Source organism: Bradyrhizobium sp. UBA2491, from assembly GCF_002341725.1.
In the GTDB taxonomy this organism is placed as follows: Bacteria; Pseudomonadota; Alphaproteobacteria; order Rhizobiales; family Xanthobacteraceae; genus Bradyrhizobium.
Genome location: NZ_DDOP01000076.1, coordinates 46,589 through 64,089, shown reverse-complemented (window position 1 = coordinate 64,089; position 17,501 = coordinate 46,589). Strand labels below are relative to the sequence as shown.

Sequence of the window (17,501 nt, the reverse complement as noted above, 5' to 3'; positions counted from 1 at the left end):
CCCGCCGTTTTTGTCTGTCGAGTAATCGCTATCCCATCGTCATTCCGGGGCGCGCGAAGCGCGAACCCGGAATCCATCGGGCCACGCATTTTGCGGTAGAATGGATTCCGGGCTCGGCGCTGCGCGCCGCCCCGGAATGACGAATGAGGAGATAACGGAGTACGCGAGGTCGCCGCTCGCTACTTCTTCTTCGCGCCGACCCGCTCGATGGTCTTGATCTCGAGCGGCGGGCGGCCGCCCTTTTCGGCGATCTCGCGGTCCTGCTCGCGCAGGAAGGCGCGCACCGGCTCGTCGCCGTCGAGCCCGCCCAGCAGTTCCGACGGCACACGGCGGTTGGAGCGCTGCGAGCCGTCTTCATAGAACACGTTGAAGAAGGCGAATTCGCCTTTGGGATTGGTCCCGGGTTTTTTCGGCATGGGTGGCTTGTCCTCGATCAGGACGCCGCTGTCAAAGCAAATCGCCGCACCCTCCCGCCGGTCTGCCCTGCGGTGCAGGGCCCTTGTGGAGAGCGGTGTGCAATTCGGCCGGCAGGCGCTCGGCGCCCGACCGGTCACATCGCCGACATATCCGCCTCAGCCCTCGAACAGCACGAAGGCAGCCCACACGCTGGGGTCGTTGGCGCCGGCGACCTTGCCGTCGCGTGCATCGCGCCGGGTCTGGCGCAGCGCATCCGAATAGGTCATGCCGTCGGCGAGGTGCTCGTAGTAGCGCACGGCGAAGTTGGCGGTGCCTTCGTCGGCGACCGGCCACAGCGTCAGCAGCGCGCGGCGGGCGCCGGCGATGCCGAGCGCGGTCGGCAGGCCGCGCAGCCCGCTGACGAAGCTCTCGTCGCCGCGGCCGGTCTCGCAGGCCGACAGCACCAGCAGATCGAGTCCGGACAGGTCCCAGTCCATCAGCTCGAAGGCATAGAGATAGCCGTCCTTGTCGTCGCGCAGCGGCCAGCGGCTGTCGCCGGCGCCGGACAGCACGATGCCGCTCTGCCACAGCGTATCGAGGCCGGACGCCGTGCTGTCGTGATAGAAGCCGTGGGTCGCCAGATGCGCGATGCGCGCCTTGCCGATCTTGTCGCGCAGCGTGCTTTCGCTGACGCCGCTGCCGCTCAGCATCTCGACCGGCGCGCCACGTGCGCGGGCGAGCTTTGCGATCGCCTCGATCTCGGTCTTGGTGCCGGGCAGCGGCATCGGGCCGGGAACGCCATATTCGATGCCGCCGGCAAGCAGCATCGCGCCCGTCTTCTCGAGCGTCTCGCGCGCATGGATCGCGATCAGCGCATCGGGGCTGGTCAGCATCCGGATCGTGAACCTGTCTTCCAGCAGCCCGCCATCGGCGCCGGGCAAGAGCGAGAACGGCACCGCGAACAGGAAGCCGTCCGGCACCACGTAGAGCGTGGTCTTGTCCTTCAGGACCGGCTCCAGCGGCGCGAACAGCCGCTCGCGGAGGTTCTGGAAGCGGCCCTTGCCGTCGAGCCCCCTGGCGTCGAGATCGGGCATGGTCGCCCGCGTCGCGCGCAGCCGCGCGATCTCGGTCCGCACGGCGGTGTCGACCATCTTGCCGGGATCGCCGAGATCGATCACGCGCGGCTCGCCCTGCGCGGTCTCGACGATGGCGTAGAGCACGCTGGCGGCGAGCGGCTGCTTCGACTGACGGTCCGCCTTCCATTGCCGGGTGATGAAGTAGTTGATGACGGCTTCATTGCCCGCCAGCAGTTGCGACGGGCGGATCGGGTCCTGCGGCAGCGTCACGCCGATCGCATCGAGTCGCTTGTTCAAAGCCTTCTCGGCGGCGTCCTGCCGCCCCCACACCGATCGCGCCCAGTCGTCGATATTGCCCGACGAGAACAGCTCCTGCTTCTCGCCATTCAGCCGCAGCGCCGCACGCAGCAGCGTCGCGGTCTCCTCGTCCTTGCCCGCCATTTGGGTCTCGAGCCGGCGCAGCGCCGTGGCGTCGCCGCCGCCGAGCGTCTTCCAGCGCAGCACCGCGGCGGCAAAGGCCGGCTGCGCCACCGATGATCCGGCCCCGGTGGCGAAGCGGCCGAACGCGAACAGCAGATGGTCGGCATGGGCGCGGATCGCCTCGGCGACGGCGCGATCGCCCGCGGTGCCGACCTCGCGCTTCATCCACGCGAACATCTCGCGGTCGAGCGCGGTGAAGCTCTGCACCGCGCGGCTCGGATCGGTCGCGATCAGGGCAACCGCGATGCCGAGCTTGATCTCGAAGGAGATCGGATGCTGCGCGGTGAAGGCGCGGGTCGAGATCGCAAGCGCGGTCTCGCGCAGCCGCATGCCGGCATCCGGCTCGCCGCGCTGTTCGCGCTTGCCGGCGGCCAGCACCGCGGCCTTGATGCGCAGGAAGTCGGCGAAATTCTCCTCATTGGCGACGATCGCCTCCAGCCGGGTCAGGTCGGCTGGCGAGATCGCGGCATCGCCTGTTGCGAGCATGTCGGTGTAGAACAGCCAGGCATCGGCCTGGCCGGCGAAGCTCGGATCCTTCGGCGCCATCGCGACCGCGATCGTGCGGTGGCGGCGGAAATAGCGCCGCGCGTCGTCGAAGCGGCCGAGATTGAGGAAATCCTGGCCGGCATTGTTGACCGTCACCAGCGTGTTGAGATGGTTCTCGCCGTAACGCTTGACGCGCTTCTCGATCGCGAACAAATCGAGCTCGAGCGCCTTGGCCGGCGCGCCGATCTCGCGCAGCATGTCGGCATAATTGTTGGCGAGCTTCGCGGTGGTGCGATGGTCGGGCCCCAGTGCCTTCTCCGAGCGCTCGAAATTGTGCCGGCCCAGATTGGTCGCCGACGCGGCCGAGCCGTTGGCCGACAGCGCCACCGCGAGCTTGTCGCTGGCGATCAGCGATTCCTCGGAGCCTTCGCCCCAATAGGCGTTGAAGGCCGCGATCCCCTTCATGTAGAGCGGGACCGCTTCCGCGATCCTGGCGTGGTCGGACAGCAGGATGGCGTATTCCAGCAGCACATCGGCATTGCCGGGCGGCGATTGTGCGGCCGCCTTGCTCTGGAACGCGCGCACGAACAGCTTTTCAGCGAGGTCGTCGCGCTTGACCGCACGCAGCGTGGCGGTGGCGTCGTAATATCGCTCCATGACGAACTGCGCATCGTCGAGCTTGTCCGCGGCATCGAGCGCGGCAGTGAGCTGCGCGGCGCCGGCCTCGATCTTGCCGCTGCGCGTCAGCGCGATGGCGTTCTTCATCTGCGCGGCGACGGCCTGCGTGGCGGCAGGGCGTTGCGCCGGCGCACGCTTGTCCTGCGCTGCCGCGGGGGCGATCGTTGCGGTCAGGGGCGCGCCGAGCGTGAAGATGATGGCAAGCGATGCAGCGGCCTTGCGCGTGCGGGCGAAAGCGTCGGCGGACTTCATCAGCAATGGTACCTCATCATGGAGCGCGCCCTTCGTCCCCACGAATGACGGCGTCGGTGTAGCCAGCCTGCTCGGCTTTAACGGCCCGGCATTGCATCAACAAGACGCGACGGCAGCCGCGCGGGGGGAACCGGCATGGCGAATCTGTCTTGCTTCGTCGCAGCCGACACCGGCGGCGTTCATGCATCGTGCACCCGCCGGTTCCCGCCGCATGCGGATCGTTGCCGCCGCGTGCATGGCCGGCGTCGGATGATGTTACCGCTCGGGGGCGGCCATCGAGCCAACTCATGACAGCCGTCTTTCGGATCGCCGTTCAAACGAAGGGCGGGCGAAAGCCCGGGCTTTTCTGACCATCGTCACTTGCATTGCACCATGCGATTCGCGTATGAGGCGCATCTTCCTTTTTTACAACTCTCCCTTTTCGAGAAGCCTCCTCCGATGTCCCACGCCACCCTCGAGGCCAACAAGGCGCTGGTGCTCGCGCATCATGACGCCGTGACCAACCGGCTCGATGCCGGTGCGATCCGCGCGCAGTTGGCGTCCGACTTCTTCGACCATGCCGTGGGCAAGCGGCTGAGTGCCGAGGAGGTGCTCGCGCAGGCGGCGGCGATGCATGAGACCTTCGCCGAGCTGTCGGCGGTGGCCGAATGCCTGGTGGCCGAGCGCGACATGGTCGCCGGCCGCTTCGTCTGGCGCGGCCGTCACCGCAGCCCGTGGCGCGGCATCCAGCCGACCGGCCGCCACGTCGAATTCCGCGGCATGACGTTCTGGCGCATCCGGGACGGCAAGCTCTCGGAATGCTGGGCCGAGATCGATTTCGACGGGCTGGAGCGGCAGCTCAGGGATTGAGGGAAATCTGCACATCTCCGCCGCGCTGCGACCGTGATCCGTCGCGACCTTGCGCGGCGTGCATCACAGGCTGACACGTCAAGGCAAACCCATCGCCAGCGCCGCGGCCAACTGGCCGGCGCTGCGTCGCTTCATCGCCGGCGAGCATCGCCTCGGCCTGGTCATGGCACAGCGCCGCTGGACCGCGGCTCTTTACGAATTCCTGCGCTTCGGCATCAAGCAGGCCTGGGCCTGCCTGTTCGGCGGCATCGCCGTCGCGCTGATGATCGGCACCTGGCGCTTCTATCCGCCGGATGCGGCGCTGGCGCGCTACGACTTCCTGTTCCTCTCGATGCTCGCCGTTCAGCTCGTGCTGCTCGCCGGCCGGCTGGAGACGTGGGAGGAGGCCAGGGTCATCCTGATCTACCATGTCGTCGGCACGGCGATGGAGCTGTTCAAGACGCGGGTCGGCTCCTGGATCTATCCGGAGCCCAGCATCTTCCATATCGGCGGCGTGCCGCTGTTCTCGGGCTTCATGTATTCCTGCATCGGCAGCTACATCTGCCGCTGCTGGCGGTTGTTCGATTTCCGCTTCTCGCAGCATCCGCGCCGCCTCGGCCTGATCGCCCTCAGTGTGGCGATCTATGTCAACTTCTTCAGCCATCACTACGTCATCGACCTGCGCTGGGGGCTGTTCGCCTGGGCGATCTGGCTGTTCGGCCGCACCAGCGTCCACTTCAAGGTCTGGACCAGCCATCGTTCGATGCCGCTGCTGCTCGGTCTCGTGCTGGTGTCGCTGTTCATCTGGTTCACCGAGAACATCGGCACCTTCACCAAGACCTGGCTCTATCCCTCGCAGCGGCTCGGCTGGTCGATGGTCGGAATCGAGAAGCTCGGGTCCTGGTTCCTGCTCGTGATCGTCAGCTACACGCTGGTGAGCATGGTGAACGCGCCGCGGAAGTGGAAGGGCGAGGGTGCGGGTACTGGTGCGCGCCGGCGGGACGAGCGCGTGGGTGGAATGTCGGTGCCGACGCTTTGACGGCCTCGTTTGCTCCATGGCATGATCGGCCATTCGAAGCAGGAGGGATTGTTGCATGCTCAGGTGTCGTTTGGCGGTTGTGTTCGGCGCCTTGCTGCTTGCCACCCCTTCCTATGCCGCCCGCTGCGGCGGCAGTTTTCCAGCCTTCGTACAGTCGTTCTCGCAGGAGGCGGCGGCGGCCGGCATCCAGCAGGATGTGATCTCGCAGGCGCTCGGCGGGGTGCAGCAGGATGGCGGGGTGCTCGCCTTCGACCGGCGGCAGCGCTACACCTTCAACAAGACCTTCGAGCAGTATGTCGCGACCCGCGTCGGGCCGGGGCGCATCAATGGCGGCCGCGCGATGTTGCAGCGTCACGCCGCGCTGCTCTCCAAGATCGAGCAGCAATACGGCGTGCCGCGCCAGATCCTGGTCGCGATCTGGGGGCTGGAGACCGATTTCGGCAAGGGCGACATGGGCAAGCTGCCGGTGTTTCGCGTGCTCACCACGCTGGCGCACGATTGCCGCCGCACCGACCTGTTCCAGGGCGAGCTGCTCGCCGCGCTCAAGATCCTGCAACGCGGCGATCTTCGTCTGAACGACATGATCGGCGCATATGCCGGCGAGATCGGCCAGACCCAGTTCCTGCCGTCGTCCTACATCAAATACGGCGTCGATTTCGACGGCGACGGCCATGTCGACCTGCGCCACTCGGTGCCCGACGTGCTGGCTTCGACCGCGAACCTGTTGCACTCGAACGGCTTCAAGATGGGCGCGCCCTATGGCGAAGGTAGCGCCAATTTCGAGGCGATGCGCGAATGGAACAGGGCGGTGATCTATCGCAAGACGATCGGGTATTTTGCCGATCAGCTCGTCGGGCGGTGAGGGCGCTGCGGTCATCCCCGTCATTCCGGGGCGCGCCTCTTGGCGCGAGCCCGGAATCCATCGAGCCGCATCACGTGTTGAAGAATGGATTCCGGGCTCTCGCTGCGCGAGCCCCGGAATGACGGGTTGAGAGTTCGAGGCCCATGGAAACCATCGGCAGCCAGAAGATCTGGTCGTTCTTCGACCGCCGCGGATGCCAGATCGCGAAGAACTCGGCGGTGCGCGAGGGGCCGGGCCATCGCGTCGGCTCCTATCTCGAGCTCGCCACCAAGATCGCCGAGCTGCAATTCCTCAACCGCGACCACGTGCTGCTGTTTCGCGGCCAGGGCGCGGATCACCGCAACGTCAAGAACAACTCGTCGCTGAAGCCGACGCTGTTTCGCGGCGGCCGCGGCAACCCTGATCAGGCGACGCTGGTTCAACGCTTCGAGGCCCTGCGCCGCGCCGAGCAGGTCCTGGTCGCGGAATATGCCAAGGCAAAGCTGCTCGGGCTGGAGCGGCTGAAGCGGCATCGCATCCTGCGCTGGTCGATCCTGCAACACTATGAGGTCTGCACCACGCCGCTGCTCGACGTCACCCATTCGATCCGGATCGCGGCGTCGTTCGCCTCGCTGGCCGAGACCGGCACCGCCTTCCTCTATGTGCTCGGCGTGCCGAACCTCTCTGGCGCGATCACCGCGAGCGCGGAGGCCGGCCTCCAGATCGTCCGCCTCTCCAGCGTCTGCCCGCCATCGGCCGTGCGGCCGCATATCCAGGAGGGCTATCTGCTCGGCGAATATCCTGAAATGTCCGGCACCGAGCAGAAGGACAATTATTTTCCCTACGAGATGGATTTCGGTCGGCGGCTGGTCGCGAAATTCTCCTTCGCGCCGGTGTCGTTCTGGAAGAACGACAATTTTCCGCAGGTGACGCGAAGCGCGCTGTATCCGTCGGAGAAGAGCGACCCGCTGTTCCGGCTGGCGCTTGGGGTGAAGAAGCAGCTGGGTTGAGCTCTCTTGTTCGCCGTGGATGCGTGACCCGACAATCGCGCAACAGATTCAGTGTCGTCCCGGGCAAGCGCAGCGCGACCCGGGACCCATAACCACGACTGCTCATGATGTCTGACGCTGCGGCCCCAGCGTGTTTCGCCAACCCAACCCTGTGGTTATGGGTCCCTGCCTTCGCAGGGACGACGACAGAGTTATCTGCGCCGGCTGCCGCTTCGCATGCGCGGGTGGTGACACCGATTACTTGGCACCGGCCCCCGCCACCTTCGCGGTCGCCTTCTCGATCTGCCGTTGCAGCACCTTCCAGTAGGTGCCGGGGCGGAAGCGTTGCAGCAGGTCCATGAAGCGGGCGTCGTTGCCGATCAGGATGCGCGGCTGGTTCTTCTCGATGCCGGCGATGATGCGCTGCGCGGCCGCGGTCGGCGTGGTCCGGGCCAACGCGTCGAAGCGCTCGATCGACTGCACGCGGCGGGCATTGTCGGTGACGCCGGCTCCGGTGCGCGAATTGCGCGCGATGTTGGTGGCGACGCCGCCGGGATGCACCACCGAGAGCCGTACCGGACTGTTCGCCACCGCGAGCTCGTGGCGCAGGCTTTCGGAGAAGCCGCGGACCGCGAACTTGGCCGCGCAATAGGCGCTCTGGCCGGGTGGCGCCACGATGCCGAAGATCGAGGAGACGTTGACGATATGCGCCTCGCGCTGCCGCGCGAGATACGGCAGGAAGGCGCGGGTGCCGTGCACCACGCCCCAGAAATTGATGTTGAACAGCCACTCCATCTGCGCCTGCTCGATCTCGCCGAACTGGCCGAGCAGGGCGACGCCGGCATTGTTGACGACGATGTTGAGCGCGGGATGCGCGGCGCTGGCGGTGGCCGCGAATGCCGCGATCTGGTCGGGCTCGCCGACGTCGAGGCGATGCACGGTGACCTTGCGCGGGCTCGCTTTCGCGATCTCGGCGGCCGTTGCTTGTAGACCGGCCTCGTCGCGGTCGGCGAGCGCCAGGTCGCAGCCGCGCTGTGCGAGTTCAAACGCCAGTGCGCGGCCGATGCCGCTGGCGGCTCCGGTCACGGCGGCGGCGGATCCAGAGATCGCGGTCATGTCGGGTCGGCTCCATCTCGACGAGGGTGGTGGTGGCCATGCGGGAACACGGCGGTTCCCCGCTTTTCTCAAATTGGAACTGAACCATCCAGCGATTTTAGGCATTTAGTCAGTGTTCGTTTTCACGCGGCGATCAATCCAGGCGATCAGAACAGAGGAGGCACACCATGGGACAGTCGAGGCCCGATCGTGCGAAGGCGTTGGTCGTCGAAGACGACCCGATGCAGCGCGAGATGATCGGCTTGCTGCTGGAGGAAAGCGATTTCGACGTCATCGCCTGCGAGAGCGCGGAGGCTGCGGAATTGGTGCTGCTCGGCAATGGCGACAACGTCGTGCTGATGATGACCGACGTCGAACTCGCCGGAAACATGACCGGCGTCGAGCTTGCCCATGCGGCGAAGAAACACAAGCCCGACCTCGACGTGATCGTGACTTCGGGCAAGCCGCTGCGTCAGCGCCTGCCGGACGGCGCCCTGTTCTGGGCCAAGCCGTGGGCGCCGCTTGACGTGATCCGGCTCGCCGAGACCAAGGCGTCGACGCTGCCGGGCGGCCGGTCGAGGCCTTCATAACGCGTTTGTCAGCGCCGACGTGTGGCGGGCGGGCGCTGGTCGCTTCCGCCCGCCCGGGCAGCGTGATATTGGCGGCTGATGCGCCGCCTGTGGCCGATCATCGGACTGGTCTGGTTCGTGCTCGCGACCGCGGCGCCCGCCGCGGCGGAGACGATCGTCAATTTCCCCTCACTCGACGGCACCACCGACTTGATCGGTCACCTCGACCGCCGCGAGAACGACACGCCGCGGCCCGCGGTGGTGCTGATGCATGGCTGTTCCGGCCTCAATGACAAGAAGGGCCGCGTGTTCGGCCTCTATCGCGCCTGGGCGCGGGCGCTCGCGGTGCAGGGCTATGTCACCCTGATCGTCGACAGCGCGACGCCGCGCGGGCTCGGCCAGACCTGCTCGCGCGGGCCCGACAGCCGCAGGATGTGGCGCGAGCGGCCGAAGGATGCCTATGGCGCGCTGCGTTATTTGCAGGCGCAGCCCTTCGTGAAGCCGGACCGCATCGCGCTGATGGGCTGGTCGCAGGGCGGCGGCGTGGTGCTGCTCTCGATCAACGACAGGAGCATCGGCCGGCCGGCCGAGTTGGCGCAGGATTTCAGGGCCGCGGTGGCGTTCTATCCCGGCGCCTGCGCCGACATCTATCAATCGAGGCCCTTCACGAATGTCGAGCCGAACGGCTGGACCAGCCGGGTGCCGCTGCTGGTGCTGATCGGCGAGGCCGACGTCTGGACGCCGTACAAGCCCTGTGACGCCTTCATCGCGGCGGCCAAGGCGCGCGGCAATCCGGTCGAGCTGAAGAGCTATCCCGGCGCGGTGCATGCGTTCGATGCGCCGAACCTGCCGCGCACCGAGCTGCCGGCCTATACGATGCGGGATGGCTCGATCCCCGTGATCGGGACCGATCCCGAGGCGCGCAAGGATGCCTTCCCGCGCGTGCTGGACTATCTGAAGCGAGATCTGGAATGACGTGCCCCCAAGGGTTTGACTCAAGAATTTGAAATCGAGGAACTGCAATGACCTGGTCCTTCCTGCTGACCACCCTGATCGTGGTCGCCTCGCCCGGCACCGGCGTGCTCTACACCCTGGCGGTGGCGCTGACCCGCGGTTCGCGGGCGAGCCTGGCGGCGGCGTTCGGCTGCACGCTCGGGATCGTGCCGCAGATGATCGCCGCGATGCTGGGCCTGGCCGCCATCCTGCACACCAGCGCCATGGCGTTCGCGGCGCTGAAATGGGGCGGCGTGGTCTATCTGCTCTACATGGCCTGGCAGGCGCTGCGTGAGCGCGGCGCGCTGGCCGTCGACACCGAGATCAAGCCGCGCTCGAACGGCCGCGTGATCGTGACCGCGATCCTGATCAACATCCTCAACCCGAAACTGTCGATCTTCTTCCTGGCCTTCCTGCCGCAATTCATCGCGGTCGACGAGGCCCATCCGCTGGCGCGGATGGTTGAGCTCAGCGGCGTGTTCATGGCGATGACCTTCGCGGTGTTCGCGATCTACGGGCTGTTCGCGGCGTCGGTGCGCGATCGCGTCATCACCCGGCCGAAGGTGATGGCCTGGCTCAGGCGGAGCTTTGCCGCAGGCTTTGCGGTGCTCGGCGCCAAGCTCGCCTTCGCGGAGCGCTGACGGCGTCTTCGTCCGCGCCTGCCACCGGCAACAAAAGCGGTGCGGGCAATAAAAAAGCAGGCCTTGCGCCTGCCATGTTGCCCGCTCTGTCAGGGGCCGAGTTGTTCGAATGGTGTATCCGGAGCTGAGGTCTTGGGCCGGTCGCTCCGGTCTGGGTGCCCGGGCAGGGCTGAGCCGCTACCCGGGCGAGAAACGGGTTACTTCTTCTTGGCGGCCTTCTTCTTCTTGGGGGCCTTCTTCGCCTTCGCCTTCTTCGCTTTCTTAGCCATAGTATCCTCTCAGGGTTTCATGGATTGAACGCGACTCCGAGGCATGCTTGGCGGAGGGCCAGCCTCGCAACATCCTCAGTATCAAACTGAGCAGATTCGGAGGCTGCTGCCGCGCGCTGTCACGGCGCTGTCATCGTGTTATCCACAGTTGTTACGTGTTTTCGCCAATTTTCTCGTGGCGCTGCTGCTGCCGCGCGTCGTCACGCCATCGCGTCGCCATGCTTAACGGCGCGCAAATGCCGGATGCGCGTATCTTCATCAATTCAAAACCACGGCGCGGATTGACGGGTCGCGGGTGAGAGTCCGTTAAGCGGCGCGGCCGCATCCTCTCCCGTAAGGCAACGGGGATTGTCATTGGGAGGGAACGCCCTGGGCATGATCCGGAAAAGCGCGCAGCGGTTTTCCGAAAGATCATGCTCTGGGGGCGGCAAGTCATTTCAGGAGAGGCGAGGCCGGTACGGTCTCGAACAGGGGCGATGTTGAGCGTTCCGACGCTTTGGACGGTTTTCGTTATCAATTTTCTCGCGCTCGGCCTGATCTGGGCCTATGTCGCGCACAGCTATCCAGCTTTCGGCGCGGCGCGGTTCTGGACCGCGTCGGCCTTCGTCGCATCCGCCGGTGCCTCCAGCGCGATGTTCCGCGTCATGATCACGGGCTCGCTCTTGCCGCTGATCGCGGCGGGCACGCTGATGGTGTTCGCCGCCGGCCTTGCCGCGATGGGCATCGAGCGGTTCTACGGCAAACCGGTGCGCTGGCGCAGCACCGCGCTGGCCAGCGCGTTCGCCTTCGTCGGCCTCGGCGTCTTCATCTTTGCCTATGACAGCATGCCGATGCGCATCCTGGTCTATACCGTCGCGCAGGTCATGCCGTTCGCGTTGACGCTGAAGCTCTTGCTGTCGCGCGAGAACGGCCGGGTCAATCCCGGCGCGCGGCTTGCCGGCGTCGTCGCCTCCGTGCTGATCGGCATCTATGCGCTGCGCCTCGTCGGCGCCCTGCTGCATCCCGGCGAGTTCTCCTTCGTCCGCTTCAATGCGGGCCAGTCGCTGGCGATCCTGCTGATGGTGTTCCTGTCGATGGCGCTCAATTTCGGCTTCCTGCTGATGGCGATCGACCGGCTGCGCACCGAGGTCGCCGACCTCGCGCTGCTCGACGATCTTACCGGCGTCGGCAACCGCCGCCATCTGCTGCAACGCCTGACCGAGGAATGCGCGCGCTCCGACCGCAATGGCGAGGCATTCGCGCTGCTGGTGATCGACCTCGACGGCTTCAAGGGCATCAACGACACCCACGGCCACGCCGCCGGCGACGCCTGCCTGCAACATTTCACGCTGATGGCGCAGACCAGGCTGCGGCCGGGCGACATGCTGGCCCGCACCGGCGGCGACGAGTTCTGCATCGTGCTGCCGTCCTCGACCTTGCGCGAGGGTGCGATGATCGCCCGCCGCGTGCTGGAGGTCTGCCGCGCCGATGCCGAGCAGTGCGCCGGCGCTGACATCCCGATCGCGGTCTCGATCGGCGTCGCGCAATGGACCCGCGAGATCGGGCTGCATCCCGACCGCCTGATCGCCGCAGCCGACCACGCACTCTACGACGCCAAGAAGGGCGGCAAGAACGGATATGCGACCTATCAACCGAAGCTGCCGCCCGAGATGCTCGAACCGATGCAGGCGAGCCTGCGCCGCGCCTGACCGTGCTGGAGTGCGGTGAGACCATGTTGAGCTGGAGCGGCGGCAGGCTCCGCCTCTCCCTTGGGAGAGGTGAGAAGAAGCCGTTGCTGAACTCAAGCGTGACACTGGATCCTGCCGTCATGACGCCTCGCCTGCTCACCGTACTTCTCGCGCTGGTACTGTCCGTGCCGGCATTCGCCGAGGCGCCCGATCTCGCTGCGATCGCCCGGTCGCAGGGCACGCCGGAGATTCCCGGCTTGAAGATGGTCTGGCTGTCGCCCTGGGGCGATGTCGCCAAGGCTCATCCCTGGCGCAACATCATCGTGCATCAAACCGAAGGGCCGGCCGGTTCGGCGCGCTACGGCGCGGCCGAACAGCACAAGCACCCGACCCGGCGCGGCGTCATGGTCTGGGTCGAGACCGACGGCACGGTCTATTGGGCGGTTGCCGACAATCTGGTGCCGACCCACACCGACGGCGCCGATCGCAACGACAACAAATACATCGACAACAGCAAGACCTATCGTCAGGTCAACAAGGACACCTCGATCGGCGTCGAGTTCGCCGGCAACTATCCCGATGTCACCAAGGGCCCGACCGACGCGCAGATCGCGGCCTGGCGCGTGCTGGTGAAGCTGCTGCGTGCGCGCTACGGCATCCCGCTGGATCACGTCTACGCGCACAACTGGATCGACTTCAAGGACGCCCGCTACTGCGAAGGCTGCGCGCTCGCGACCATGGCGCGCGAGTGGGGCGAGTAGCGGGGCTATCGTCTCCGTTGGGTCTCGGCGAGGTGCTCGGTCTCGTGGTTCGAGAGCGCCGCAAGCGGCGCTCCTCACCATGAGGGTCTAAAATGGTGCCGCACGACAACACCTCATCCTGAGGAGCTCGCCAGAGGCGGGCGTCTCGAAGGATGGCCCCGAGGACAATGCCCGCCAGGTTGTCTCCGCATGCGATCGTCTCTGGCGTGAGCAGGGGATCTCATTGTCTTTGCTCTTGGCGAGACGCGCGCTGGCAAACCGGCGGCCGAAACCGCCGGTGCCCGATCGCAGCCGTGAGCGATGGCCTTCGACCTCCATCTGATCCGTGGCTCCGCGGTTAGGCGAACGCCCTGGGCAGATCAGCGGTCGGCTTGGTGACGATCTGGTGCGCATCCCGCCAGATCACCTCGCGCTGCCGCGAGGTGGTGATTGTCCGCACCGGCAGGCCGCCCTCTTCGAGCAGCCAGGCGCAATAGCGCGCGCGGCTGATCGCCTCGCGGGCGTCGGGATCGAACCAGCAGATGCCATGGATCGAATCGCGCCGCTTGAAGTGCCGCGCGATACGCCCGGGGATCGGCAGATGCCGGCTGAACCAGTCGAACTCGTCCGACAATGCCTGCCGGATCCAGTCCGGACAGTCGTTGCGATAGAGATACCAGGACGCGCGAAAGAAGCCGCTCTCCACGCGGCTATGCGGGTGGATGAGCGGTGTAACGAACCGCAAATACATCACGACACGGCGCAACGCCGTGTGCGTTACGCCCCTCGTAGCGAGATATGATGAATGGAGAACGGCCGCGAAGCGGCGTTCAGCTCATGACCGATCGCCGATCAGCCGATCGGGGCGGTCAGGATGTTCGATCTACGTTTCATGCCGCCTCCTTCGTGAGCGTTGAATTGAGGGCACGATGTCGTGCCGGGCGGCAGCACATACACCCGCCAGCATCTTGCGGCAAGCTCAGAGCCCTCTCTCGACCGCCGCGGCGTACTGGGTCCCCCGCTTTCGCGGAGGACGACGGCGGAGCCTGCCCAAAAACAAAAAAGCCGGCGTTGCCGCCGGCTTTCGTGTCTGTTGGCTTGCTCGTCGCCGCGCGATTTAGTGCGCGGCTTCGAGAGCCGCTTCCTGGCGGGCAATCGTGCCCTTGACGGCCGACTGCACCTTCTCGAACGCGCGGACCTCGATCTGCCGCACGCGCTCGCGCGACACGCCGAACTCGGCGGCGAGGTCTTCCAGCGTCATCGGCTCATCCGCCAGACGCCGCGCCTCGAAGATGCGGCGTTCGCGCGGGTTGAGCACGCCGATTGCACCGTTCAGGGCCTGACGGCGATGATCGAACTCCTCGCTCTCGGCCATCAAGGCTTCGGCGTTGGGCGAGTTGTCGACCAGCCAGTCCTGCCATTCGCCGGCTTCGCCGTCGTCGCGGATCGGGGCGTTGAGCGACGCGTCACCGCCGAGGCGGCGGTTCATGTCGATCACGTCCTGATCGGTCACGCCGAGGCGCTTGGCGATCAGCTTCACCTGGTCGGGGTGGAGATCACCCTCTTCCAGCGCGGAGATCTTGCTCTTCGCCTTGCGCAGGTTGAAGAACAGCTTCTTCTGGTTCGCGGTGGTGCCCATCTTCACGAGCGACCAGGAACGCAGAATGTACTCTTGTATTGACGCCTTGATCCACCACATGGCGTAAGTGGCGAGACGGAAGCCCTTCTCGGGTTCGAATCGCTTCACCGCCTGCATCAGGCCGACATTGCCTTCCGAGACGACTTCGGATATCGGCAAGCCGTAGCCGCGATAGCCCATGGCAATCTTGGCCACGAGCCTGAGGTGGCTGGTGACGAGCTTATGCGCCGCGTCCCGATCGTCATGCTCGCGCCAACGCTTGGCGAGCATGTACTCCTGCTGGGGCTCCAGCATGGGGAACTTGCGGATCTCGGCGAGGTAACGTGAAAGGCCAGATTCTCCATTGAGAACCGGCAACGTAGCTGTACGGGCCATTCGAGCGCCCTCCAGTGGTTCAGACCCCCGATAGCGGCGGGCCCGGCAGGTGGCCGCTGGGTTAAAGCCGGCCATGCTGCGATGTTCCGCGTTGGATATTCAACGCAGGTGCAACATACACCAAACTGTCCGTGATAGGGAAGGATTGCTGACGTCACGTCCCCGTGTGCCAGCTATAACCTGTTGTCATAGCGTGGCTTTTCCGGGAGGGGTGCGTCATACCGCCGCTGCCAGCGCCCGTTGCAGGAGAAGCAAATCCTCCGGCAAGGGGGCTTCCCAGTGCAAAAGTTCCCCGGTGCGGGGGTGTTCCAGGGCCAGCAGATAGGCATGCAGGGCCTGCCGGTCGAGGGCGGTAAGTGCGTCCTTACCTTCCGCGTTGAGGTGCCCGGCCTTGGTCTTGAAATGGGGGCCATAGACGGCATCGCCAAGCAGGGGGTGGCCGAGATGGGCGAGGTGGACCCGGATCTGATGGGTCCGCCCGGTCTCCAGCCGGCAGGCCAGGAGCGAGGCGACCGGCTTGCCGTCGCGGCCGGCGAAGCTCGACAGCACCTCGAAATGGGTGATCGCCTCGCGGCCGCCCTGGCGGACCGCCATCTTCTCGCGGGCATGGGGATGCCGGTCGATCGGCGCGTCGATGGTGCCGTGCGGCCGGTTCGGCACGCCCCAGACGAACGCCATGTAGCCGCGCTCCATCGGGCCGGTGCGGCCGTGGTCCGCGAACTGCGCGGTCAGCGACTGGTGGGCCTGGTCGTTCTTGGCGACCACCATCAGCCCGGTGGTGTCCTTGTCGAGGCGGTGCACGATGCCCGGCCGCTTGACCCCGCCGATGCCCGAAAGACTGGTGCCGCAATGGGAGATCAGCGCGTTGACCAGTGTTCCCGTGGCGTGGCCCGCCGCGGGATGCACCACCAGGCCCCTGGGCTTGTTGATCAGGATGATATCGTCGTCCTCGAACACGATATCGAGCGCGATGTCCTCGCCCTTCGGCTCGGCGGGCACGGCCTCCGGCACGTCGATTATGATCGTATCGCCCTGGGCGACATGATAAGCGGGGTCGCGGACGACGGCGTCCTTGACGGTCACGGAACCGGCGAGGATCAGCGCCTTCAGCCGGGACCGCGACAGTTCGGGCGAACGCTGCGCGAGCACGCGGTCAAGCCGGGCCGAGCCCTCGTCGCCGGCGACGATGACCTCCAGCTTCTGACCGCCATTCGAAGAAACCTGTTGCAAAGATATAGAGCCTCGTGATGACCGACACTGCCGTGACCGAACCGACCCCCGACCAGGCCGCGCTGATCGCGCGGGTGCGGCGCATGATGCTGATCGCGGGCCTGACCTCGGCATTGGCCGTGGCGGTCGTGTTGATCGCCATCGGCTACCGCCTTTATCGCAGCGAGGGAAGCCCCGTTTCGGTGTCCGACGTCACTGCTGCGCTGCCGAAGGGCGCCCGCATCGTCGCAACCGGCACGGCCGGCGACCGGCTGGTGCTCACGCTCGATATAGGCGGTGCAACCGAGATCCGCACATTTGATGCAAAGACGCTGAAACCTGCGGGCAGGTTGACCTTCGTCAACGAGCCCTGATCCAACGATCCTGACCTCGGCAGTCGCGTAGCCGCGCCGTCGATCAACCAAAAGCTGCAAAGTCGTTTTTGCGCCTGCGTTGCTGCGTGGTGAATGCGTGCCGCCATCTTTTCGGCCGAGTTGCACGCTCAGCTTGCGTCATGTCGGAGTCCAACCCCAGCGCTTCCGTCGGACCGATCGGTGAATCCGATCCGGCGGATGGCTGCGCGGACCCGACGCGCCGCGCGCTGCTGACCGCATTGGCGGGTTGCGCCTGCCTCGCGGCGATCGAGCCCGCCTCCGCCGACGATGACGAGCAACCCGGCGCGCGTGAGCGGCCGCAAAAAGCCGATCTGCTGGTGCGTGCCGAGGGCGACAAGGCCGGCCAGGTCATCAAGTCGGACGATCTGACATTGGGCGGACCGCCGGTTCGCGCCTGGCCGCAGGACCCGAAAACCTCCGTCATCCGCAAGGGCTCGCGGCTCAACGAGGTCGTGCTGGTCAAGCTCGATCCCAACGAGTTCGACGACGCCACGCGCGCCCGCGCGCCGGACGGCATCGTCTGTTACTCCGTGATCTGCTCGCATGCTGGATGTCCGGTCACCGCCTGGGTCAAGCAGGAGCAGGGCGACAAGACCGTCCTGAAATGCATGTGTCACAACTCTGAATACGATCCGCGGCAGAGTGCGCAGGTCGTGTTCGGGCCGGCGCCACGTCGCCTCGCGGCCTTGCCGCTGATGGTCGCCGACGGAGCGATCACGGTCGCAGCGCCATTCGTCGGAAAGGTGGGTGCCCAGCAGGGAGGATGAGGCCGCATCGGGATTTCTGCATGATCCAAGCATGATCCGGAAAAGTGTGAAGCGGTTTTCCGAAGAGATCATGCTCA

General features: G+C 66.0%; 17 protein-coding genes. 11 read left to right on the top strand and 6 right to left on the bottom strand.

Translation table 11 applies throughout. From position 1 onward, the window contains the following. Positions 1–179 precede the first annotated feature (179 nt). Both B2W55_RS24900 and B2W55_RS24895 read right to left on the bottom strand, forming a co-directional pair. Positions 180–416, bottom strand: a complete 237-nt coding sequence (locus B2W55_RS24900) for a hypothetical protein (protein WP_024581032.1) — start codon at positions 414–416, stop codon at positions 180–182. Between the two features lie 156 nt (positions 417–572). After that, positions 573–3,368 (bottom strand): CHAT domain-containing tetratricopeptide repeat protein, encoded by a 2,796-nt coding sequence (locus B2W55_RS24895; protein WP_024581031.1) that lies wholly within the window; start codon positions 3,366–3,368, stop codon positions 573–575. Positions 3,369–3,806: 438 nt separating this feature from the next. On the opposite strand from B2W55_RS24895, the gene B2W55_RS24890 reads away from it, so the two are divergent. The 4 genes from B2W55_RS24890 to B2W55_RS24875 all read left to right on the top strand — a co-directional run bounded on the left by B2W55_RS24890 (position 3,807) and on the right by B2W55_RS24875 (position 7,086). Continuing rightward, positions 3,807–4,217 carry an ester cyclase gene (locus B2W55_RS24890; RefSeq protein WP_024581030.1) on the top strand — a complete coding sequence of 137 codons (411 nt, stop codon included), beginning with the start codon at positions 3,807–3,809 and terminating at the stop codon, positions 4,215–4,217. 58 nt (positions 4,218–4,275) lie between these two features. Further along, the gene (locus B2W55_RS24885) at positions 4,276–5,235 is read left to right on the top strand and encodes a DUF817 domain-containing protein (RefSeq protein ID WP_244442200.1); all 960 of its coding nucleotides are present in this window, start codon (positions 4,276–4,278) and stop codon (positions 5,233–5,235) included. Between the two features lie 55 nt (positions 5,236–5,290). Then, entirely contained in the window at positions 5,291–6,097 is an 807-nt protein-coding gene (locus B2W55_RS24880) for a lytic murein transglycosylase (protein ID WP_024581028.1), read from the top strand. A gap of 143 nt (positions 6,098–6,240) precedes the next feature. Continuing rightward, entirely contained in the window at positions 6,241–7,086 is an 846-nt protein-coding gene (locus B2W55_RS24875; protein ID WP_024581027.1) for an FRG domain-containing protein, read from the top strand. A 237-nt stretch (positions 7,087–7,323) separates the two neighbouring features. Here B2W55_RS24875 and B2W55_RS24870 read toward each other — a convergent pair whose 3' ends face one another. Further along, positions 7,324–8,181, bottom strand: a complete 858-nt coding sequence (locus tag B2W55_RS24870; protein ID WP_024581026.1) for an SDR family NAD(P)-dependent oxidoreductase — start codon at positions 8,179–8,181, stop codon at positions 7,324–7,326. Between the two features lie 167 nt (positions 8,182–8,348). Here B2W55_RS24870 and B2W55_RS24865 point away from each other — a divergent pair, with 167 nt between their 5' ends. The 5 genes from B2W55_RS24865 to B2W55_RS24845 all read left to right on the top strand — a co-directional run bounded on the left by B2W55_RS24865 (position 8,349) and on the right by B2W55_RS24845 (position 13,060). After that, positions 8,349–8,750, top strand: a complete 402-nt coding sequence (locus B2W55_RS24865; RefSeq protein WP_024581025.1) for a response regulator — start codon at positions 8,349–8,351, stop codon at positions 8,748–8,750. Positions 8,751–8,828: 78 nt separating this feature from the next. Next, positions 8,829–9,704: a dienelactone hydrolase family protein gene (locus B2W55_RS24860; RefSeq protein ID WP_024581024.1), complete on the top strand. Its 876-nt coding sequence runs from the start codon at positions 8,829–8,831 to the stop codon at positions 9,702–9,704. A gap of 47 nt (positions 9,705–9,751) precedes the next feature. Beyond that, a complete protein-coding gene (locus B2W55_RS24855) occupies positions 9,752–10,363 on the top strand; it encodes a LysE family translocator (protein WP_024581023.1) in 612 nt (203 codons plus the stop codon). Positions 10,364–11,108: 745 nt separating this feature from the next. Further along, complete coding sequence (locus B2W55_RS24850; RefSeq protein ID WP_024581022.1) at positions 11,109–12,320, top strand: GGDEF domain-containing protein; 1,212 nt, start codon at positions 11,109–11,111, stop codon at positions 12,318–12,320. Positions 12,321–12,439: 119 nt separating this feature from the next. Then, complete coding sequence (locus B2W55_RS24845; RefSeq protein WP_024581021.1) at positions 12,440–13,060, top strand: peptidoglycan recognition protein family protein; 621 nt, start codon at positions 12,440–12,442, stop codon at positions 13,058–13,060. 337 nt (positions 13,061–13,397) lie between these two features. Here B2W55_RS24845 and B2W55_RS24840 read toward each other — a convergent pair whose 3' ends face one another. The 3 genes from B2W55_RS24840 to B2W55_RS24830 form a co-directional block, all read right to left on the bottom strand. Continuing rightward, entirely contained in the window at positions 13,398–13,745 is a 348-nt protein-coding gene (locus tag B2W55_RS24840) for a hypothetical protein (RefSeq protein ID WP_244442199.1), read from the bottom strand. A gap of 411 nt (positions 13,746–14,156) precedes the next feature. Further along, a complete protein-coding gene (gene rpoH, locus B2W55_RS24835; RefSeq protein WP_024581019.1) occupies positions 14,157–15,053 on the bottom strand; it encodes an RNA polymerase sigma factor RpoH in 897 nt (298 codons plus the stop codon). Positions 15,054–15,269: 216 nt separating this feature from the next. Beyond that, positions 15,270–16,250: an RluA family pseudouridine synthase gene (locus B2W55_RS24830; protein ID WP_024581018.1), complete on the bottom strand. Its 981-nt coding sequence runs from the start codon at positions 16,248–16,250 to the stop codon at positions 15,270–15,272. Between the two features lie 50 nt (positions 16,251–16,300). Between B2W55_RS24830 and B2W55_RS24825 the strand changes: the two genes are divergently transcribed. Next, positions 16,301–16,636: a hypothetical protein gene (locus B2W55_RS24825; protein WP_024581017.1), complete on the top strand. Its 336-nt coding sequence runs from the start codon at positions 16,301–16,303 to the stop codon at positions 16,634–16,636. Between the two features lie 140 nt (positions 16,637–16,776). Continuing rightward, the gene (locus B2W55_RS24820) at positions 16,777–17,424 is read left to right on the top strand and encodes a ubiquinol-cytochrome c reductase iron-sulfur subunit (protein WP_024581016.1); all 648 of its coding nucleotides are present in this window, start codon (positions 16,777–16,779) and stop codon (positions 17,422–17,424) included. Positions 17,425–17,501: the final 77 nt, after the last annotated feature.